Origin of the sequence: Streptococcus infantis (genome assembly GCF_000960085.1) — a bacterium.
GTDB lineage: Bacteria > Bacillota > Bacilli > Lactobacillales > Streptococcaceae > Streptococcus > Streptococcus infantis_C.
In genome coordinates, this window is the sequence record NZ_JYGT01000006.1 from 1 (window position 1) to 22,016 (window position 22,016).

Annotated in this window: 19 protein-coding genes; 2 read left to right on the forward strand and 17 right to left on the reverse strand. The window is 38.8% G+C overall.

Translation table 11 applies throughout. The annotated features are described in order from the left end of the window. Window positions 1-49 precede the first annotated feature (49 nt). From TZ94_RS02180 to rpmF, 4 genes are all read right to left on the reverse strand, one after another. On the reverse strand, window positions 50-274 hold the full coding sequence (locus tag TZ94_RS02180; protein WP_045613392.1) for a helix-turn-helix transcriptional regulator: 225 nt from the start codon (window positions 272-274) through the stop codon (window positions 50-52). A 2-nt stretch (window positions 275-276) separates the two neighbouring features. Further along, the gene (locus TZ94_RS02185) at window positions 277-873 is read right to left on the reverse strand and encodes a membrane protein (RefSeq protein ID WP_045613734.1); all 597 of its coding nucleotides are present in this window, start codon (window positions 871-873) and stop codon (window positions 277-279) included. A gap of 582 nt (window positions 874-1,455) precedes the next feature. Next, the gene (gene rpmG / locus TZ94_RS02190; RefSeq protein WP_001265622.1) at window positions 1,456-1,605 is read right to left on the reverse strand and encodes a 50S ribosomal protein L33; all 150 of its coding nucleotides are present in this window, start codon (window positions 1,603-1,605) and stop codon (window positions 1,456-1,458) included. Between the two features lie 15 nt (window positions 1,606-1,620). After that, window positions 1,621-1,803, reverse strand: coding sequence for a 50S ribosomal protein L32 (gene rpmF / locus TZ94_RS02195; RefSeq protein WP_000290417.1), 183 nt, complete (start codon window positions 1,801-1,803; stop codon window positions 1,621-1,623). Window positions 1,804-2,019: 216 nt separating this feature from the next. Here rpmF and ilvD point away from each other — a divergent pair, with 216 nt between their 5' ends. Beyond that, window positions 2,020-3,723 carry a dihydroxy-acid dehydratase gene (ilvD, locus tag TZ94_RS02200; RefSeq protein ID WP_045613736.1) on the forward strand — a complete coding sequence of 568 codons (1,704 nt, stop codon included), beginning with the start codon at window positions 2,020-2,022 and terminating at the stop codon, window positions 3,721-3,723. 122 nt (window positions 3,724-3,845) lie between these two features. Here the strand turns inward: ilvD and TZ94_RS02205 are convergent, their stop codons facing one another. The 6 genes from TZ94_RS02205 to tgt all read right to left on the reverse strand — a co-directional run bounded on the left by TZ94_RS02205 (window position 3,846) and on the right by tgt (window position 13,763). Next, window positions 3,846-6,443, reverse strand: a complete 2,598-nt coding sequence (locus TZ94_RS02205) for a YfhO family protein (RefSeq protein ID WP_045613738.1) — start codon at window positions 6,441-6,443, stop codon at window positions 3,846-3,848. 20 nt (window positions 6,444-6,463) lie between these two features. Beyond that, window positions 6,464-9,091, reverse strand: a complete 2,628-nt coding sequence (locus TZ94_RS02210; RefSeq protein WP_045613740.1) for a YfhO family protein — start codon at window positions 9,089-9,091, stop codon at window positions 6,464-6,466. Beyond that, window positions 9,081-10,031, reverse strand: a complete 951-nt coding sequence (pgfS, locus tag TZ94_RS02215; RefSeq protein ID WP_045613741.1) for a glycosyltransferase PgfS — start codon at window positions 10,029-10,031, stop codon at window positions 9,081-9,083. The genes TZ94_RS02210 and pgfS overlap by 11 nt, the downstream gene beginning before the upstream one ends. A gap of 178 nt (window positions 10,032-10,209) precedes the next feature. After that, window positions 10,210-10,551: a metal-sulfur cluster assembly factor gene (locus tag TZ94_RS02220; protein ID WP_045613743.1), complete on the reverse strand. Its 342-nt coding sequence runs from the start codon at window positions 10,549-10,551 to the stop codon at window positions 10,210-10,212. Between the two features lie 117 nt (window positions 10,552-10,668). After that, complete coding sequence (locus TZ94_RS02225) at window positions 10,669-12,486, reverse strand: acyltransferase family protein (protein WP_045613746.1); 1,818 nt, start codon at window positions 12,484-12,486, stop codon at window positions 10,669-10,671. Between the two features lie 134 nt (window positions 12,487-12,620). Next, on the reverse strand, window positions 12,621-13,763 hold the full coding sequence (gene tgt / locus TZ94_RS02230; protein WP_045613749.1) for a tRNA guanosine(34) transglycosylase Tgt: 1,143 nt from the start codon (window positions 13,761-13,763) through the stop codon (window positions 12,621-12,623). A gap of 116 nt (window positions 13,764-13,879) precedes the next feature. On the opposite strand from tgt, the gene TZ94_RS02235 reads away from it, so the two are divergent. Then, on the forward strand, window positions 13,880-14,737 hold the full coding sequence (locus TZ94_RS02235) for a DUF975 family protein (RefSeq protein WP_045613751.1): 858 nt from the start codon (window positions 13,880-13,882) through the stop codon (window positions 14,735-14,737). A gap of 47 nt (window positions 14,738-14,784) precedes the next feature. Here TZ94_RS02235 and TZ94_RS02240 read toward each other — a convergent pair whose 3' ends face one another. The 7 genes from TZ94_RS02240 to TZ94_RS02270 all read right to left on the reverse strand — a co-directional run bounded on the left by TZ94_RS02240 (window position 14,785) and on the right by TZ94_RS02270 (window position 21,926). Then, the gene (locus TZ94_RS02240) at window positions 14,785-15,147 is read right to left on the reverse strand and encodes a DUF1304 domain-containing protein (protein WP_045613753.1); all 363 of its coding nucleotides are present in this window, start codon (window positions 15,145-15,147) and stop codon (window positions 14,785-14,787) included. 10 nt (window positions 15,148-15,157) lie between these two features. Then, entirely contained in the window at window positions 15,158-15,583 is a 426-nt protein-coding gene (locus tag TZ94_RS02245) for a MarR family winged helix-turn-helix transcriptional regulator (protein ID WP_045613755.1), read from the reverse strand. A gap of 227 nt (window positions 15,584-15,810) precedes the next feature. After that, window positions 15,811-16,953, reverse strand: a complete 1,143-nt coding sequence (locus TZ94_RS02250; protein ID WP_045613757.1) for a LysM peptidoglycan-binding domain-containing protein — start codon at window positions 16,951-16,953, stop codon at window positions 15,811-15,813. Between the two features lie 177 nt (window positions 16,954-17,130). Then, a complete protein-coding gene (locus TZ94_RS02255; protein WP_045613758.1) occupies window positions 17,131-17,745 on the reverse strand; it encodes an HAD family hydrolase in 615 nt (204 codons plus the stop codon). A gap of 3 nt (window positions 17,746-17,748) precedes the next feature. Further along, window positions 17,749-19,029, reverse strand: coding sequence for an MATE family efflux transporter (locus tag TZ94_RS02260; protein ID WP_045613760.1), 1,281 nt, complete (start codon window positions 19,027-19,029; stop codon window positions 17,749-17,751). 60 nt (window positions 19,030-19,089) lie between these two features. Continuing rightward, the gene (thrC, locus tag TZ94_RS02265; protein ID WP_045613762.1) at window positions 19,090-20,574 is read right to left on the reverse strand and encodes a threonine synthase; all 1,485 of its coding nucleotides are present in this window, start codon (window positions 20,572-20,574) and stop codon (window positions 19,090-19,092) included. Window positions 20,575-20,648: 74 nt separating this feature from the next. Continuing rightward, on the reverse strand, window positions 20,649-21,926 hold the full coding sequence (locus tag TZ94_RS02270; protein ID WP_045613764.1) for a gamma-glutamylcysteine synthetase: 1,278 nt from the start codon (window positions 21,924-21,926) through the stop codon (window positions 20,649-20,651). Window positions 21,927-22,016: the final 90 nt, after the last annotated feature.

Genomic DNA, 22,016 nt, shown 5'->3' on the forward strand with positions numbered 1-22,016 from the left:
CTTCAATTCCTAATTAATCAATGAACTTAATACTAGGTCTCGAAAAGAATTATGCTTCCTCTTTTTGTCTGAGTTCAAAGAGGTCTTCTACTTTCAGATTAAAAACTTGAGCAATTTTAAGAGCCATTTCCAGCGAAGGATTGTAACGGTTATTTTCCAAGTGAAGAATTGTCTCGCGTCGCATGCCGATGAGGTCGGCTAACTCCTGCTGGGTCATGCCTGTGGACTCACGAACAGATTTGAGATTAGTAATAATATTGCTTTCTTTGGACATACTTATCCTCTCCGTTCCAAGATAAGATAGACAACCGCAAAGATGAAAATCAAGGCAGCTATGCTAATAAAGATCTGGCCCATGTAAAGAGTGAGAGACCCCATATACCCAATGATAACTGCTAGAATCATCAGTGCGCCTAGTATAAAAACAAACATTAAGCTTGCTGCCTTTGCTAAATTAGCATAAAAGCGTTCGTCCGGAGTTTCCTTGACATTTTTCAAACAGAAAAAACCAAATACAATCACTTCAATAACGAGGCCAATTCCCAAAATCCATTCTTTAATACCAGAACTTTCGCTTGGGGTCGCAACCCAAATTCCTAATGTATAAAAAATACTTGCTGCAAACAAAAGTATCGTGTAAAGCTTAGCAGACAAGTCAAAAATAATCTTTCCCTTACCTTTCTGACTTTTATGAGACCATAGTTTCATATGTAGCCAGCTCCAAATAGCTATAATTTGACCTGACACTGAAATACCAGTAATAACTAACTTGGGTCCCCAACTAAGATTAGAACCAAATAAAACAATAAAATCAATAATGAGAGCTACGGCAATCATTGCAATGAGGCCACGCATTTTTTGACTTTTTTTCATGATAGACTCCTTTTTTTGTGTTATAAATACATAACATTTAAATGTTATGTTATAAATATATCACACTTAAATTTAGAAAGCAAGAATTTTATGTGTCAATGTGGTAATTATTTGAAAAAATTTTTTAATTAAAGACCTCGCTAGTCAAACAACTAAAGAATTCTTTGAAGCAATGCATCTGATTTGGTTTGGATAGTTTCGTTAATAATATTTGATGATAAAGAATTTTTGGAAAATCTAGATACTGTATGAATCTCTGCTTTTTTCTTAGACTGTATAAAGTCTGTCAGAATAAGCTTTGTAGGTGTAGAAGTTAATTTTTACAGAACTATATTATTCCCCTGTTTAGAATCTATGAATTCATATTTTATAAATTAATTAGTAGATATCGTTCTTAAAATCCTTGATATTTCGCTGTTTTTAGTCTAATTAAAATCTATACTTTCCAAACCAGATCTTGAGAAAAAAGGTAGAGAAAAAGGTAGAGTTTGAATTGAAATACAGTGCAATATATCGCATTTGACAAAAAGAAAAAACGCTTTAAATCAGCGTTTTTCTTATGTATCGATTCGTATTGAATGCTTACTTCACTTCTGTAAACACAACGTGTTTGCGAAGTTTTGGTGAGTATTTCTTCAATTGAAGACGGTCTGGAGTGTTACGTTTGTTTTTAGAAGTAAGGTACAAGCGTTCACCAGATTCTTTGTGTTCAAGTGTAATATTTACGCGCATGGTATCTCCCTTCTATTATTCAGCTGATGCAGCTTTAGCAATCTTACGTCCTTTGTAGTATCCTTTAAGTGATACGCGGTGAGAACGTGAGTAATCTCCAGTAGTTTCGTCAAAGTTTACAGATGGAGCTGTTACTTTGTAGTGTGTACGACGTTTGTTTTTCTTCGCTTTTGAAGTGCGACGTGCAGGTACTGCCATTTTGTTTTCTCCTTTTAAGATATAATTCAGTTAGGTTTGATTTTCATCAACTTTAATAGTATATCAAAACTTTTTTGTAAAGTAAAGTTACTTGACAAAAAAAGATTAATTTTTTTATAGTTCATTATTGAATTGTCTGAAAATTCAAGAATTTTCTTCTGTTATTCATACGAAAATTGTGCTATAATGGAACAAACTGAAACGGGAGGGACTTGAATGACAGAATTAGATAAACGTCACCGCAGCAGTATCTATGATAGCATGGTTAAATCACCAAACCGTGCCATGATGCGAGCAACCGGGATGACAGATAAAGACTTTGAAACACCGATTGTAGGGGTCATTTCAACCTGGGCAGAAAACACTCCATGTAATATTCACTTGCATGACTTTGGTAAGCTTGCAAAAGAAGGTGTCAAATCAGCTGGTGCTTGGCCGGTTCAATTTGGAACCATTACGGTAGCAGATGGAATTGCCATGGGAACGCCTGGTATGCGCTTCTCTTTGACATCTCGTGATATCATTGCGGACTCTATCGAAGCTGCTATGGGTGGCCACAACGTAGATGCCTTTGTAGCTATCGGTGGTTGCGACAAGAACATGCCTGGTTCTATGATTGCCATTGCCAATATGAATATCCCAGCTATTTTCGCCTATGGTGGAACTATTGCACCCGGAAAACTAGATGGCAAAGACATCGACTTGGTTTCTGTATTTGAAGGAATCGGAAAATGGAACCACGGTGATATGACGGCTGAAGACGTCAAACGCCTCGAATGTAATGCCTGCCCTGGCCCTGGTGGTTGTGGTGGTATGTATACTGCCAACACCATGGCTACTGCTATCGAAGTTTTGGGTATGAGTTTGCCAGGCTCTTCTTCTCACCCTGCAGAATCTGCTGATAAGAAAGAAGACATCGAAGCAGCTGGACGTGCTGTCGTCAAAATGCTTGAACTCGGTATCAAACCGTCTGATATCTTGACTCGTGAAGCCTTTGAAGATGCTATTACTGTTACTATGGCTCTCGGTGGTTCTACTAACGCCACTCTTCACTTGCTCGCCATTGCCCATGCGGCTAATGTTGACTTGTCACTTGAGGACTTCAATACCATCCAAGAGCGTGTGCCTCACTTGGCCGACCTGAAACCTTCTGGTCAGTATGTCTTCCAAGACCTCTACGAAGTCGGTGGTGTGCCTGCGGTTATGAAGTACTTGTTGGCAAATGGATTCCTTCACGGAGACCGTATCACATGTACTGGTAAGACTGTCGCTGAAAACTTGGCTGATTTTGCAGACTTGACACCAGGTCAAAAAGTCATCATGCCACTTGAAAATCCTAAACGTGCAGACGGTCCGCTTATCATCCTGAACGGTAATCTTGCTCCTGATGGTGCCGTTGCCAAGGTATCTGGTGTGAAAGTTCGTCGTCACGTTGGTCCAGCTAAGGTATTTGACTCTGAAGAAGATGCCATCCAAGCTGTCTTGTCTGATGAAATCGTTGATGGCGATGTAGTCGTTGTACGTTTCGTTGGACCTAAGGGTGGTCCTGGTATGCCTGAGATGCTCTCACTTTCATCAATGATTGTTGGTAAAGGTCAAGGAGACAAGGTTGCCCTCTTGACAGACGGACGTTTCTCTGGTGGTACTTATGGTCTGGTTGTTGGACATATCGCTCCTGAAGCTCAGGATGGTGGACCAATTGCTTACCTTCGCACAGGTGATATCGTCACAGTTGACCAAGATACTAAAGAAATTTCCATGGCTGTATCTGATGAAGAACTTGAAAAACGTAAGGCAGAAACAACCTTACCACCACTCTATAGTCGAGGTGTCCTCGGTAAGTACGCCCACACCGTATCTTCTGCATCACGTGGTGCCGTTACAGACTTCTGGAATATGGAACAATCGGGTAAAAAATAAATTCTTATATCATTCTATAAAGGATTATCTTATTACGGTCTAATATAATGAGCATACAAAGAGGATGAAGTTCTTATGAACTTCATCCTTTTTATATTAGAATAGCAAACAAAGCATGTTATCTATTCCACTTTTTTCTTTTTCCACAAGTAAATGAGTACGATGAGAGAAGTAATTGAAAGTACTATTCCAGAGTTTAACCCTGGTGGGCTATAACTCCATACAATCTCGTGTTCTCCTTCCGTTAGTGAAACACCCATAAAGAAACCAAGGGATTTTTGAACTTCTTGCTTTTGACCATCTACTGTTACACTCCAACCTGAGTGATATGGAATAGTGAAGGTAGCAAAGGATTGTTCATCATTTGTAACATTGACGTGTGCTTTCACTGTTGAATTTGAATAGGAATCAATGGTGATGTCATTTGCTTTTTTAAACCGTTCCAAAGCATTGGTTAGAGTTGGTATATCGATTGAATAGAATTTAAAACCACGAAGATCCCATTCTTTGGCTTTTCCTTCATCAATTGTAAATGTAAGCGTTTTGTTTATGTTTCCATTTCCAACTACCCATAATTGATTTTCTCTGAATCGATTTTCATAAGGATAACTTAATCCGTCTACCAACACTTTTGATTTAATAATTGAACCAGCTTGTCTTTCTGGAATTTCAACAAAGTACAACTTGTTTGGTTCAAGAGATAACTTCCATTCAATTTTTACCGGAGTACCCTCTTGAGTAATTGTGTATTTGTCACCATTTTTCGTTAAATTTTCAACATGGGCTTCTGATACACTTACTTCTTTAAGACCTGCCTTCTCAGCAATCCCCACAACTTGTAACAATTGATTTAAATTATTAACAGGTTTGTTCTTTTCAAAACTTACATTTATTGCAAAATCCTTATTTGTCAGATAACCCAAGGAAAGAGCATATGGATTCTGATAAACAGCAAAGTTCTTTAAGGTTCCTTCTTTCTGATATAAACCACGAATATCCGCAAAGACTTTATTTTCATCGCCATCCATCATAAACCGCGAAAAACCAAACATAGAATCTAAAATAATATTTCGTCCTGTATAGTTTACAACTGATTGAGAGGCAGGAAGTCCTAAGTGACTAAATTCTTCAATTAATGTATTCTCTAAACTCGATGTAAAGTGAGAGGCTCCATTATAATTATAAGCAATCGGAAAATTGGCATGCGACAATCCCTTATTCATCTCCAGACGTGTAAATTGATTTAATTTACTATAACCTTCTTCATCAAAAGCAATCGCATACTCCATTTGAGTCTTCAAACTAGAATTACTGACGAAAAATGGTACTCTTTTCAGTCCAATAAACGCACCCAATAGTAACTCTACAATAACAACTCCTGTTACTAGTTGTAGTCTTCGAGATAAATCGACCTTTGTTAAAAAGAATGCACATAAAATGATACTATAAATAATAAATGCCAGTATTTTCTGTAATGTTTCTACATAAGAAAGTGTAGCAAGCATTGAGAACAATAAAATTGACCCAAAACCTATAAGAGCTACCAAAAATTCATTAAATCGGAATCTATTTTTCCACTTCATCAAACTTTCGGAAGCTAAGACCAACATAAAGGCATTTGCAATCCAAGAATTTCTAAAATAGAAACCGACCGGACGTTGCCCCATATGCCAAATCTGATCAAAGCCTTGAATATTGAAGGAAAGTAGTAAAATCAATAATACGAATGTTGCAGATAATTTGCTACGAAGAGAAATTTCTTTTTTTACATAGAAAACAAACAGTCCAAAGAGACCTAAACTTCCAATGAAAAGATGTGGTAAGGCTTTTGAATCCCCCCACTCTTTTTCACTGAAGGAGCCTAAAATGAATTTCTGAGGAAGTGTTATAAGATCATTCACTATTTTAGAAGACCATTCAAATGTACTTCCTGCACTCGCCTTACTTTCTACCAAGGCACCAAACACTGGTAGCAGCCAGAACATTGCAAGTCCTACTCCAATCATTGCAAACAATGCAACCCTACCAATTTTCAATAGGTAGTCTTTCAAGAAAGCTTTCTTTGAAAAAACAGCATAGAATGCATAGAGAGCCACAAAAAGGCACATCATATACCCTGTATAGAAATTCGTAATCAAGCTGACTGCAAGGAAAATCGGTAATTTAAATGATCGTTTTCCTTCTACGATTTCTTCAATACCAAGAAGAATGACAGGAACGTAAATTAGATTATCTAAAAAGTTGGGATTGAAATGCTGTGATACAATAAATCCACTAAGCGCATAAGATGTAGATAAACCTAATGACAGCCAGTAATTTTTGCTAATACCTTGATATTTCTTTTCAAGAAAATATCCAAACGCCACTCCCATTACTCCAAAGCGAATGAGTGGAATCACATAACTCAAAATATGAAAAGTCGAAATTGGAAAAATTACGTATAAAAACGTGAAAGGACTTAAACTATTAAAGCCCCATACACTTGGCATTGCTCCTCCCAGGGATTTAGAGAAGGACCAAAACAGACCGCTAAAATCACCGCTCCAAAATAGTTTATGTAATCCGATATAAAGCGGAAAATATTGTGAAAGAAAATCTCCACTATGCACCGAATTTTGTGAAAAGGGAGTCAACCCTAAACAAAGGAAGACTCCTAACATACCCATAAATGGAACAAAGAATAGCGAACTAAATTTTAATTTCATTTTTGAAATTTTCATTATAGTCTACTCCTACTAAATTAAATCCATTTTTTATAAATTGCAAATCCATAAAGAGAGGTTGATAAGATTGAAATTAGAAAACCTACGACAAATCCATCTGGCAAGTAACTCATTTCAATTGTATGTTCACCTGGTGTGATCTTGTAGGCTAACAAACTATCCCAAACTTTAGCAGTTTCAACTACTTTTCCATCTACTTTAACAGTCCAACCTTTTTCATATGGGATACTGGTCATCATCCAAGTACTGTCATCAGTTATATTAACTGTTCCTTTAAAACTACGATTATCCCAATAAGTTAATTTTATTCCTTGTAGCTGACGTTCTTGAATGATACGATTTGCTAGAGCAGCATTAGAACGAGCCAAGCGCAGTCCAGATAAATTATATTCATTATCCGAATCAATTTCAATCGTTAAATCTGTAGGTTGACCAACTGAATTATGTGCAATTTGAATAAATTGCGTTTGTTGGAATTTATCTTGGAATTCATAATTTTTGCCATTTAACATGACACGAACTTTATTTTTATCTGTATGAGATAATTTTTGCGGAATTGCTACCCAATAATCCTCAGCAGATTGAGGTACTAAATGATAGGTAATCGTTCCTGGTTTTGAAGAATCAATACGCTTATAGGTTTCCGGTTTAGACGGATCTACAACTTCCATATTGTCCAATTTCATCTCATTTGCTCCGAGTACAGCTAAATAATTTTCGCTCGTCGCCCCCATAGCTTGTACAATCTTATTTTGATTTTGAATCGGTTGATGGTTCTCTAATTTCACATTCACCGTTGCATCATTAACACCATAAGCAATTGGCAAAATCAAACCTGTCTCGAATGTCTTTGTTCTAGCAGCTTCATAAACAGGTGCTTTTGTCGTAACATCTTTACGCGTTACCATGTTTCCGAATACATACAGTTTGGATGTATCAGGATAGTCCTCTTTAAGCACTGGTTTTGGAGTCACTAGATATTTTACTGAGAAGAGTGCATCTTGGAACGGAGTTCCTTGATAGTAGGTCGTTGCATTAATTCCGTTGTTTCCTAAACGGTCAAATAAATCACGTGTACTATTTTCCAGGTTGGAACTGAAAACCGATAGTCCCGGATAATCCACCATAAATGGATCATTCTTACTTAAATTGAATGATTTATTAATTCTGTAAAAATCACTGTGGTCAGGTCTAATTGGATTAATCGCTTCCTTTAATTGTAAAACTGCATCGTGATACTTATAAGCGTCTGTATACCCAACTCTTGATTGAACAAGCGCTGCATTAGCTGTTAACTCAACTACAGTCAAAGCAGCTATAATCATCCAAGCTCTTTTTACTTTAGGATAGAATAAAGCTGCAAGCAAAACCACAAAAATCAAAATCGTTGCAAGACGTTGCCAAACTGTTAAGAAAGAGTGTTGTTGTAACTGTACAATAGAAAAGATAACTGCACCGCTAATCAGTAGGAAGCTAGCTTCTCTTTTAGTAAATTTTTCTACTTCTCGTAGACTTAGATAAGCCAAATAAACTAAAAAGAAAGCAATAATCCATGAGAAGCGATAGAAAAATCCAGCAGGATTTTGTCCCATATGCCACAACTTACTTGTAAATTCATGGGCACAAGAAATCAAAAACACTACGAGAACAAAACTTGCTGCAATTTTACTCCATTTTGAAATCTTACTTGAAATAAAGTAATAAAGTGTTCCTAGTAAACCAAAGCTAGCCACATATATATTTGGCAAGTTAGGTCCAGCTGGCCAAGAAGTATTATCAAAAGCTCCTAAAAAGAGTTTTGCTAAAATCTCAAACGGATTGATTTGTAACTTCCAATCAAATCTCAGAGTGCTTTGCAAGCCCCCTTTTGTTGATACCAAACTAATCAGAATTGGGAGCAATACAGCTGATACTATTCCAACAGCTAGTATAGATGCGGCAGCTAATTTCCCTATTCTTGTTAGAATAACCTTTTTATTTCGTAAGTTCTCTGAACGAATAATGTAGAACAATGCATAAATGACCACAAAAATGCAGGTCATATAACCCATGTAAAATTGTACAAAGAGAGATAAAGCAAGCATGCCAATGTAGCCTTTTGGAGACTTGTTATCCAATACTTGTTCAACCCCAATTAAAACCAACGGAAGCATAACCATTCCATCATAGAAAATTGGGTTCATTTGATAACTAACATTAAATCCATTTAAGGCATAAATGGTAGCGACGATTGGAACCAAGTAGGCTTTGTTCTTTAATCCATCATAACGTTTAATCAAGAAATGTGCCATGGTTAATCCCATCGCTCCATAACGTAAGGCAATAACGATAGGTACCACCCATTGGAAATTTTCTTCAGAGGTTAATAGAAAGAGTAAGTTAAATGGACTCAACAAGTTGAAGCCCCAAATCCCTAACATCCCACCTCCAATGGATTTAGAGAAAGAGTAGAAGAAACTACTCCAATCGCCATTTAAAAATAAATGTTTGAAATAAGCATATAAGCCAATATACTGTGCGTTAAAGTCAACCGCCATGAGTGACTTTGTCCCGAAAGGAAAGAAGCCATCAATAGCCCAAGCCACAAACATGATGGCTATAGGTGCAATAAAACTTGCTAGATAGACTTTCTTCTTAGTCGTCATTTTGCTCTCCTTTCACAGTAATGTTCGTTTGGTCGACAAGATAATGTGGACGTTTCTTCACTTCATAATAAATCTTACCGATATATTCTCCGAGTACCCCAATAGAAATCAATTGAATTCCACCAAAGAGAACGACTGAGAAGATTGTAGTAAAGTATCCACTCACGAGTGAATCCGGTACTACGAGATATTGGATAAAGGTCCAAAGAACATAAACCAATGAAATTAATAAACAGAATAAACCAAAATTAATACACATACGTAGAGGTTTATCGTTGAATGATAAAATACCTTGAATCGCATAGTTCAATGAGAACTTCAACGAGTATTTTGTTTCACCTACAGTACGTACTTGGTTTTCATATTCGATGACTTTTTCTTTAAAGCCAATCCAAGCAAAAATTCCTTTAGAGAATCGGTTGTATTCTTGTAATGAAAGGATAGCGCTGACTGCTTTACGGCTGAAGAGACGGAATTCAGATACTCCATCCATTAATTCGATATCCATCATTTTATTCGCAAGTCGATAGAAATGTTTTGCTAAGAATGTACGATGTGGTTTTTCACCTGTGCGTGTGCGACGAGCACTCACGACGTCATAACCTTCTTCATACGCTTTAATCATTTGCGGAAGAAGTGCAGGTGGATGTTGTAAGTCCCCATCCATTAAGATGACAGCTTCGCCTGTTGCATATTCAAGACCAGCAATCGTCCCAGCTTCTTTCCCAAAGTTTCTGCTGAAACTAATATATTTCACACGAGAATCGCCAGCTGCGATGGCACGCATTTTTTCAAAAGTCCGGTCCTTACTACCGTCATTAATAAAAATAATTTCAAATTCGGCTTTTGTAATTTGATTGATTTCTTTAACCAATTCATCATACATTTTCTGAATCATATTCTCTTCGTTATAAAATGGAATTACTACAGATAATTTCATATCTATCCTACCTTATTCTTTTTATTATAATCACTTCTACTATAATAACATTTTTTTGAGTAAAGTGGCTACTCTTAACAAAAATTTTTGTTTATTGTATGAAATAAATAAACAAAAAAAGAAAAATATAAATCAGGTCTTTAATCCCGATTCATAATTCCTCTTATCACTCTATTTTTTATCGCGGAGGAAGTCCTAATGCTATACGCCCATAACGACTAATACGTGTAATCTTCCAAGCGGGAGACCAGGTGACCTCAACCTTGACATCTTCAATGCCTTCAATTTGTTTCAAACCTGCTACGATCTCAATCGGCAAACTTTCTGCACAATCACAGGCAGTATCAGTGAAGGTCATGACAACTGTACAAAGACCAGCCTCATCTAGATAAATCTCATAAATCAATCCAAGATTGTATACATCTAGCTCTACATCTGTATCATAAACTTTTTCGAGTACTTCAATGATTTGATCTTCCAAGGCTAGAGCACGGTCATTAATCTTAATGTCTTCTCTCATTGTATTCCCTCCATTTGTAAACTGCACCTATTTTCTCATAATTCTGACAATTTAGCAAGTTTTTCCCAATCCTGTTTAAAGCAAAAAAGTAGAGATTCTGTCTCTACTTTTTATTGATTATTTTGATTTGACAGGTTTATCTTCAAGAGTTTTTATAGCAGCATTAATAATTTCTGCATAAAGTTTAGCTCCTTCTTCCTGCTTAGTAGTATCACTACCGAAGTGAACTTGGTCTGTTCCTTTCCAAATTTCTGGATGATCTTTGGCCGCTTGATTCCAATCAGCAAGTGCAATATAAGGATATTTTTGTGCCAATTCACGCGCATAGCTTGCATACTGCTCAACATAAGGTTGCGTTTCCTGCGTTGTATCACCCTCGTATGGAGTTACAAGCACAAGCTGATGTCCCTTAGGTAGATTTGTGACTAAAGAATCGAGATCTGCTTTATAATCTTCAGGATTGTTTACTCCAGTTGCAATGACTACAATTTTGGGCAAGACCTTATTTTGGCTATAATTTAGCATCAACGCATTTGCTTGTTTAGTATTTCGGCTAACTTGCCCATCAATTTGAGCGTTCGTTAAAATTTCTTTAATTTCAGGGGTTGCACGCAAGGTTACAGAATCTCCGATGATTGCTACACCATCAGCTATATTGTAGCGACTTGCTTCTGCTTGGTCTGCCATAGTCTTAGTTCTAGTAATATTAGTTTGAGCTTGATTAAGACCATTAACCATCAAATCCGTTTCAAAAGCACCAACCTGCGGAGCAATAAGCATCACAATCAGTGTCAACAAGCTAAGAAAGCCGACGCTACCCGCAAAAATTGATTGAATATGTGGAATTTCTTTTATCTTTTGCAATAAGTTACTATTCTTTCCTGCAATGAAAGGTTCGATCACATAGAAAGAAAGGGTAGCAAAGAGATACGAGAATATCGTCGTTAAAATCACTGCCGGTATATTTCCCATCAATTGAGAGAAAATAATGTAAAACGGCCAGTGGAAAAGATAAACGGCATAGCTAGTATCCGCTAAAAAGCTGACAGCCTTTGGCTCTTCGATTGTCGGTGTTTTCTCATGTAACAGTCGTGCTGCAACAATCATCAGAAGGGCAGCTAAACTTGCTAACAAGAAGCCAAGTAAATAGGCAAATAAGTAAGTGAATTTCACGAAGAAGGTCAATAAGAGCAAGACTCCTAGACCAGCCCCGAAGACTAGCAAGGTTTGTCTCAAATCCAAGCTTCTATTCAAACGTTTGAGAAGAGGAGTCGTATGACGAACCCCTATCACGGTAGCAAGCACACTACCTAAGAAGAACGGAAATACATGAGTCAAAGTTGAGAAGTAGAGTGTTGAGTAGGAGCTAACGATAAAGCTACCAATAAACATAGAAAGGAAGCTAATCATAAAGGTTGCTGAGGAAAGTAGGAAAATCATTCCTCGTAGTTGCCCACCTGTTTTGGCTTGCTTAGACATGAGCCAAACTGCCAAGCCCCACAAGACATAATAATGAACTTCAACAGCTAAACTCCAGTTGTGAACAAAGAGATGGGGGATAAACTGAGACTCATAACTTCCTCCTGTCAACATTTCATAGAAGTTAGTCATAAATCCTAGAACACCAGCAATCTGACCACCAATTCCTGCCACATAATCTTGGCGAACCAAGAAGGTAAATGGCATAACGATGAGGACCATCAAAAAAACTGGCGGAAAAATCCGATAGAAGCGTCGTCTAAAAAATCCTAGGATATCAATCTTACCTTTTTGTCCAAATTCTTCCAATAAGAGAGATGTAATTAGAAAACCTGAAAATGTGAAGAAGACGTCAACCCCAAAGAAACCTCCTGGGAAAACCGTCTGAAAGAAATGGTACAAGAGTACCAAAAGCAAACCTGTAATCCTAATCAAGGAAAACCATTTAATACGCATACGAGTTTATTCTCCATTCATTAGATTAGCAAAAAAGCCATCTAATTTTCAATCCATAGTACCTTTATTTTATCAAAAAAAACAGAAAAATCCTAAGATAAAACTTAGGATTTTTAGCTGACATTAAGTTAAATTTAGAAATTACGTCCAGACTTGTTATAGCCATATTTTTCAACAAAATGCTCACGAAATTCCAAGAGATTGTCATCCATAATAGCCTGACGGACCTGCTTCATAAGATTGAGCAAGAAGTAGAGATTATGGTAACTTGTCAAGCGGATACCAAAGGTTTCATCAGCCTTGAGCAAGTGACGAAGATAGGCACGGGTGTAGTTCTTACAAGTGTAGCAATCACACTCAGGATCAAGCGGTGTAAAGTCCTCCGCAAACTGAGCATTCTTCACAACCAAACGACCTTGACTGGTCATACAAGTACCGTTACGAGCAATACGCGTCGGCAAGACACAGTCAAACATATCTACCCCACGAATCACCCCATCAATCAAGCTATCTGGCGCTCCCACTCCCATCAAGTAACGAGGTTTATTCTCAGGAAGGAGTTGAGTAGTAAAGTCCAAAACTGCATTCATTTCTTCATGTGTTTCTCCAACTGCTAATCCTCCGATAGAGTAGCCTGGGAAGTTCATGCTGACAAGGTCTTGAGCTGACTGACGACGAAGATCTTCAAATCCCGCCCCCTGTACAATCCCAAATAAACCTTGATCATGTGGGCGACTATGAGCTTTCAAGCCACGTTCTGCCCAACGGCTGGTACGTTCAATTGATTTTTTTACATAATCATAGGGTTGATAAAATTGAGGGCACTCATCAAAGGACATCATGATGTCTGAGCCCAGATTGTTTTGAATAGAAATGGCCTTTTCAGGTGAAAGAAACATCTTAGAACCGTTGAGGTGGTTCTTGAAGGTTACCCCTTCTTCTGTAATATTACGGCTATCCGCTAGGGAATACACTTGAAAACCACCGCTATCTGTTAAGATTGGTTGGTCCCAGTTCATAAACTTATGAAGCCCACCAGCACGGGCAATGAGTTCATCACCCGGGCGAAGCCACAAGTGATAGGTGTTGGATAGGATAATTCCTGAACCCATCTCTTTTAATTCTTCTGGTGATTGTGTTTTGACCGTTGCTTGAGTCCCTACTGGCATAAACATAGGGGTTGGGAAGGTCCCATGTGGCGTGATAATTTCCCCAAGACGAGCTCCTGTGTGTTTTTCTTTCTTAATCAATCGATATTTGATTGGTGAATCTGACATTTTTTACCTCCGAAGCTGGGAAAGACAGTCCCAGTTCTTACTTTGTGCCCAAGGGCATACTGTATGATTCTATCAAAAAAAACAGGAACTGTCACGAACTATGGTATAATGAAAGAATGAAGTACCCAAAAATTAATTTAAAAGAAGTTCGCGAGCAGGCTAGACAATTTCAAGCTGAGCACCCACGTCTGCTGCTTGTCTTTTTATTGCCAAGTATTCTCTTGATTCTATCTAGCTTTATCAGACCTTTATCCCTTCTCGACGAGGGAATTCTTGAACAGTCATTCTTGAGTTTTCTAGGGACCACAATCCAGTCTGCTCTCTTTCCGATAGCCGTTGGATTTACAAGTTCTATCATACTAGCTGGTGCTCTCTTTACTACGATTAATCTTTATAGAATTTCTGATATAGAGCTTTCCTTTAAAGATAGCCTGTCCTTGCTTGACAACCGCTTCTTTACCCAGACTTTTCTAACTCTCTTACTCAAGCGTTTCTATCTCTTTTTATGGAGCATCCCTAATCTTTTTGGGGTTTACTTGCTCTTTTATAGCAGTGCCATGGCTCGTAAATTTGTGGAACTTCATCCTGAATTTCCATCTGTTGACGTCACCAATCCAGATATCGAACACTTCCTGCTTACATTCGCGCTCTACTTCTTTGGTAGTGTCCTTGTAATGATTTTAGGAACCATTCTCTATCTTCCGCAATACTACGCTTATTCCCAAGTTGAGCTACTCCTATGTGATACCCTTGCAATTGGAATTGCTAAACCAAGTCGTGTGCTGCATACCAGCCGCTTTCTCATGAAAGGCTATAAGTTTCAACGCTTCGTCCTTGATTTACAGCTACTTCCTTGGTATATCCTTATCTGGATTAGCTTTGGAATTGCAAGCATCTCTATCTTCCCTTATATCTATAGTAGCCAAATTTTCTTTTATCAAAGACTTCTCGAAATCAAACGCAGAAAAGTTTAAGATTAGTTATTAAAAACCAGCACTTTCCATGAAGGTGCTGGTTGTTTTTATTTTAATAAGAGGATACTCAAAAGAGTTAAGATTGCTGGGCCACCTTGCTTGAGAATGATTTTTTTATCTGCAGTTAAGGCACCATAGGCCGCTGCTCCTATGACAAACAATACAAAGATTGTTACGATTTCTAAGCTATGTGAGAAATAAATTCCGTAAATAAGAAATACCCCAATCAAGGCATTGTAAATTCCTTGGTTTTTAAACAATGAGGTGACAGATGGTCGTGCTAATTCTTCCTTGTTCATATTAAAGACACGGCTGGTTGCGTCTGATTGGGTTGCAATACTTTCCAAATAAAAGATATAAAAATGCTCGAGGGCAACGATAGTTGCTAAAATAGTGGTCATGAGTGACATCGTTTTCTCCTTAAAATTCAATTTCTTCTAATCCTGATACTAGTTTTGTCAACAAAGCTGTTAACTCTTTCTGCTCAGTAGAGGATAAGATGGTCTCCATCTGTTCCTTCACTCGCAAGTGATGTTCAGGCGGATTGACCAAGAGTTGATTCTTGGCTTCTTGGGTTAATTCAACTAAGACTTCTCGCTGATTTATTGGATTCCGATTGCGACTGACATAGCCCTCTGACTCCAGTATCTTAAAATGACGAGTCAAGGCTGCTTGATCAATTTGCAATTTCTCCTGAACGGCAATTTGGTTACAGGTGGACTGTTGCAGTAAAAACTGCAGGATTTGGTAGCGGGTCAAACTAATTCCCAATTGTTTCTCAAAAAGTTGAGTAATCGTCTGATCCACTAAATGGAGCTGATAAAGCAATTCATGCATTTCTGACATTGTTCTTTCCTTGTTGATATTTGATTTATCAATATTTGACTTGTCAAGTATAATACAAATGAATTGACTTTACAAGTCTTTTGCTTATTCCGTTAAATTAGTCTTCTAGTCACAATCCCTCAAGGCTATGTTTTTCTATTTTATGCCTGGAGTTTATTTACGCTATCTAAGAGTTTGAAAACAAAAAAGAAGCAGAGACTGAATTAGTTTCCGCTTCTTATTAATCATTAATTCATAGATACGTGAACGTGGTCATAGTGGTTTTCTGTAACACTACCACGGTCTGGCATTGGATTCCAAGTGTATGCTGGTCCATATTTGCTATCGAATGGTGCATAGAAACGTTGTTTCCAGATGATGTAGCTGATGCCACGGCTAGCCATATTTTGGATAGCATAATCTGCAATCTGGTCTCCTAGGGCTGAACTTACTGGAACCATAAAGTCAATGGCAAGACCTTTTCCGTGGTCTCCACTATCACCAGGACGGTAGCCACTAAATGATGTAATACCAAACAAGTTCGCAACTTCTTCTTTAAAGGCAGCCGTTTGTGGTTGAAGACCTGCATTTTCTGATTTTGTAGCTGCGATACTTGCATAATCAGGAGCTGCTGGTGCCGCATAAGTTGGTGATGAAGCTTGGCTTGGTTCTGCCTGATAAGTTGTTGTTACTGGTTCAGCTTCTGTTGTTGCTGGCTCAGCTACAGTCGTTGTTTCTGCTATCGGTTCCTCCGAAACAGTAGTGGTTTCAACTACTGGCTGAACTGTTGTTTCTTCTACAACTGGTGCTTCAGTTACTGGTTGAACCGCTTCTGTAGCAACTTCTGTTGTTGCTGCAGGAACTGTTTCTGCTACTGGAGCTGCAACTTCGGCAGATACTGCTGGACTTGCAGGCTCTTCATCAGTTTGAGTTGTTACAGAATCAGATACAGTTTCTGTTTCTGCTACTGGTTGAGTCAAATCTTCAACTTGTACAGTTTGATTATCTACGATTACTTGGTTAGTTTTCAAATCTGCTGTTGCACTTGCTACATCAGAATCTACTTCTTCAGGTGTATAAACCTCAACCTCTGTCACTTCTTCTTGGTCATTAACAATTGTAGTCAGTACAGTTTCTGGGAAAATCAAGTCAATATTCGTAATCTTGTTCAAGTTGACAAGGACATTTAAGTCTACTCCCAAAGCTTCCGCAATTGTACTTAGGGTATCTCCATACTTAATGGTATAACTTGTTTTATTTTCGCTTTTAGCAACATCGTTTTGAATTTGCTCTACTGTACGTGGCGACCATGCAATTTCCTCTGCTTGAGCTGCCAAAGAAGGGGCAAGTGATAAAGCTACTGTTGATGCTAAAATAATTCTTTTCTTCATACTATTCAAACTCCTTTTCAAATGTAGTACCTGTCTATCATAACACAAAGAAAAAATTAAAAAAGCCCTTTTGGGGCTATTTAACAGAACTGTACATTCATTGTAACAAATCACATTACTTGAAATAGTTTGTTAGTTTCTTGTCATAAAGCTGACATATTCTTCTTTAAGAAAATTCTAGAAGGAAAGCAAACTAATATCTTCTAAATGCTCTATCTGTTGATTACAAGTTGCTGGAGATTCAAGGAAATTGATACTTTGAATGCCACTATTTTGAGCAAATTCGATATCCAAAGTTCGATCACCGATATAATAAGTTTGCTGAGGATTTAATTCATATTTATCTAGCAAATAGATCGCAGCTTCTGGACTAGGCTTCCGAGCAAATCCACTTTGATTGGTTAAAATTTCTGTAAAATAAGAATCTAGTCCTAACTCTCGTAAAATAGTCAAGGCATTATCACCTTTGTGAGTATAGACAAATTGCTGAATCCCTTGCTGATCTGCCCATGCTAGAACCTCACGTGCACCTGGCATCAAGACTACTTGGGCATTTTTTTCAGCCAAGCTCTGAGCACGAACTTGATCGAGAACTCCTACGTCTAATCCTCGTTCTTTTGCAATTTGCTCCAATAAATCCTGGACAGAATATTTCAAGATAAAAGCTCTAACTTCTTCCTTATTATAAGGAAGAGAAAACTGATGATAGGTTTCCTCAATTCCTGCTAAGATGGCTTCATAAGAATCCAACAAGGTTCCATCTAAATCCCAAATAAAAGCTATTTCTTGCATTTCTTATCCTTTCGATGTCATATAAACTTGGTAACGATAGCGTAGGAAAATCCATCGGAAGCCATTATCCAAAAGAGTTCCTGCCCAAATACCAGGCAAGCCCCAACCAAGAACAATTCCCATCAAGTAACCCGTTCCGATACGGATACACCACATCCCGATACTTGTTGCATAAAAGGGGAGGCGAGCATTTCCCAAACCCTGCCAGACAGCTGTATAAATGACTGTCCCCGTTGTCATAGGAGTTCCTAGTAGTGAGAATAGTGTCACCAAAACACTAGCTTTAATAGCTACAGGATCACTGGTGTAGAGGTAACTTAGCGATGTCCCAAGAGCATAGATACTAAGCGTCAAGGGCAACATGAGGAAGAAGGATAGCCAAAAAGTCTGCTTACTTAACTTATCCACCCTTGCCCAATCATTCTCCCCTACTGCTCGTGCCACCTGCATGACAGTTGCCGTCGCGACACCAAAAGCAGGCATGTAGTTAAATTGAGTCAAGACTTCACCAATCGCGTTTCCCGCGACAGCCTCTGTCCCAAAGGAAACAACCAAGGCAATAATGACCACATCACCAGCTCGCATCATGAGACGCTCTCCTGCAGCAGGTAAAGCCAAAGTCAGCAAGTCTTTGTCCAGTCCAAAACTTGGTCTTGTATATGGAAGTTTTAATTGTGACCATAAAATCACAACCCCAACCAAACGAGATAGGATAGTTCCCCAAGCTACACCAGCTATCCCCATATCAAGGACAAAAATAGCGATACTTGAAAAGACAATATTCAAGGCATTGGACAAGAGACTCACATAGAGGGGGAGACGAGGATTACGAGTGGCGCGAATCAAGGCACCGAGGCTAGTCACCAATCCCAAGAGAAGAATTGTCCCACCAACTAAAGCTAGGTAAAGTCCTCCACTTTCAGCGACCGCTTCTTCTGTTCCTAAAAGGCCAATCATCTCTTGTCCTGCAAAGATGGACAAGGCTCCTAAAAATAAACTCAAGAGTAGGGTGATTTTGAGTGCTTCTGTCACATGGTAGGCCAGTCTAGACTGGTCCTTCTGCCCCAAACTTTTTGAAATGACGCTTGAAATCGCAGCTCCTAGAGCAATAAAAATTGCCTGGTAAATGGTGATAATATTGCCCGCTACAGATACACCCGAAATGGCTATCAAACCTAGATGGCCCACCAGATAACTGTCCACCATTCCCATGAGCATCTGCAAGAAATTTTCACCCATGGCTGGCAGAGCTATGTTGAGAATATCTTTATTTTTCTTAAACAATCCTTCCTCCTGATGAAAAGAAACTCAGTTAGTTTCCCAACCGAGTTTACTTCCTCTCTATTAAAGTCCTAGATAAGATTCTACTGCAGTCTGCATATCTGCTGCTGCAACAGTTGTCTTGTGACGAACCGGAGCTGTTTCGAGACCATCAACTGCTGGTGGTACCGCAACACCTGAGATTTCGTGTAATTGAGCCAAGGCTTCAAAGTCACTAAGCCCTGATTGTCCAGTTACAGCTTCCACTGCAACGACTGGGAATTTGTATGGACTAGCTGTTGACGCAATCACGGTCTTGGTCGCATCACCTGTCGCTGCTTGGTATTTTTTATAAACAGCTGAGGCAACCGCTGTATGAGGATCCTCGATGTAAGAATCTGACTCGTAGACACGCTTGATTTCTGCTGCTGTCTCTGCTTCTGTCGCATACTCTGCTGCAAAGAGGTCCAAGACCTCTGCATCAAAATCTGTCAATTCATACTGACCTTGAGTGTTCAAGGCGTTCATGAGTTCAGCTGTCTTAACCGCATCATTTCCCAAAAGATGGAAAATCAAACGCTCCAAGTTTGAAGACACCAAGATATCCATCGATGGGCTAGTAGTGACCTTAAACTCACGCTTCTTGTCGTAGACACGAGTTTTGAAGAAGTCTGTCAAGACATTGTTGTCATTTGAAGCGCAGATCAACTTACCAACTGGTAGGCCGATTTGCTTAGCGTAAAAGGCAGCCAATATGTTCCCAAAGTTTCCTGTCGGTACGGTGAAGTTAACCTTGTCACCAGCCTTAATCTCGCCAGTTTTAACTAACTGAGCGTAGGCATAAACATAGTAGACAATCTGTGGTACCAAACGGCCGATATTCATAGAGTTGGCTGATGAAAACTGGAGCTTGTTGACTGCCAATTTCTCACGAAGGGCCACATCGTTGAACATATGCTTCACATTTGTCTGAGCATCATCAAAGTTTCCATCGATGGCGATGACATGAGTATTATCACCAGTCTGAGTGGTCATTTGCAATTCTTGTACCTTGCTGACACCGTCTTTTGGATAAAAGACGATAATTTCAGTACCTGGTACATCTGCAAAGCCTGCCATGGCAGCTTTACCAGTGTCACCAGATGTCGCAGTCAAGATGACAATCTTGTTTTCCAAGCCATGTTTCTTAGCAGCTGTTGTCATAAAGTATGGCAAGATAGACAAGGCCATGTCTTTAAAGGCAATGGTTGAACCATGGAAGAGTTCCAAGTTGTATTGGCCATCAAGTTTGACTAGAGGAGCAATAGCTGGTGTATCAAACTTGCTGTCATAGGCATTGTTGATACAGTAGTCCAACTCTTCTGCTGTAAAGTCATCCAAGAAGGCTGACAAGACCAGCTTGGCCACTTCTTGGTAAGAAGCATCTTTTAATGTATCAAAATCCAAATCTACCTTTGGATAGCTAACTGGAGTAAACAAACCTCCATCTGTTGCCAAACCTTGCAAAATTGCTTGGCTGGCTGTTACGGTATTTTTCGCATCACGCGTTGATTGATAAACTAATGTCATAAATCTCTATCCTTTATCTATAGTCTCATCCATTATAACATGATTTTTCAGAAAATTCTCCCTTTATAAGAAAATTATAGAGTCATTTCTTCTTTTAAAGGCTCTAAATAAGTCATTTCTCTCTGAGCTCTACTCTCAAGTCCTTGTTCTGCTATAGCCAGCAAGTCTTTGGAGAACTGGACAACACCAGCTTTTTCCTCATCTGTGAGTTGTTTCTTAGAAAACTGTCGTCTCAAAGACTTGTAGTCACGGCCAAAGTTCTCAAAGAAAGGAGCAGTTTCGAGATAAGTTTCAAGCTTGTCTAGATTTACCAACAAACCTAGATGAAAGGCTGCTGAAGCGAAGGTACGGTCTAGCGGTTGTGTACAAACACTACGAAATTCGACCGTTCCTCGTGTTGTCAAGTCTTGGAATTGATAGCTACGGTGCGTTTGAAAATCCTTCTCTTGAGGAACCAGAAGAGTTTCTTTTCCATTTAGAGTATAGGCAAGAATTTCATCAGTAGTTAGGTAATCTCTAGCTTGAATCGGAGAAAAATAGTAGGTTTCTCCATCTCGTTCTGCTGTGAAAATCGCAGAGTGGTCTAGATAATCAAAGAAATCATCTTCATCTTTGAAGAGTTTTGCATTGACACCGACGTTCTCTGGATAAATCCCATGCATAGAGTCTTCCCAAAAGATATCTCGTGAAATCTGAGTATCCCAGTCTGCTCCCGAAAACTCAGAATTGGCAAATAAGTAAGCTTTTGCTGCTTCAATTTGAGTGAAAGCATTGATGACACGTAGGTAGTTAGCAGTCGATACATCCAACTGAACTTGACTCCCACAGATAAAGGCTCCATATTGTGGGAAGTCATGCAAATTAGCTCTCTCTTGGCGACTTCCCATATGTAGGTAATCCATCAGCATCTGGTAGCGTGGATAAGCCACCGGTCGATTGTCATTCTGATCCCAGTTCGGGTGAATCCCCCATCCTTGGATAGCATGGCCCTTTTCGCCTAGTTTTTCCTGAATGACCTTCATATAAGCTTGAAATCGTCCTTCGACCTCTTGGATTTTCCGGGCTCTGCCAAAGGCAAACTCCAAGGTCGTGTAGGAAACCTCAAACAGAATCCGATCCTGACTTTTTGGTTCTACAAGTTGAATCGGATTTCCGTCCTGGTCCTCTTTTTCAACTTCCAGGCTGAGAGCATCCACTAAAAATCGCATCAAGTCCTTGGTGACTTCAATATCTGTGGGTTTCCCTTTCGTATGTACGATAGGAAACTCCAACTCAATCCCAATGTAGAGTTCTGGATTTTCTTTGATATTTTTTAAATAACGGCTTTTCAATAACTGAATAGAAGGGGACATACATACCTCTCGCTCTAAATTCTCTTACTAGAAACATCAATTGCTTTCTATATTATACCAAAAACCCTTCGAGAAAGAACTCAGAAAATT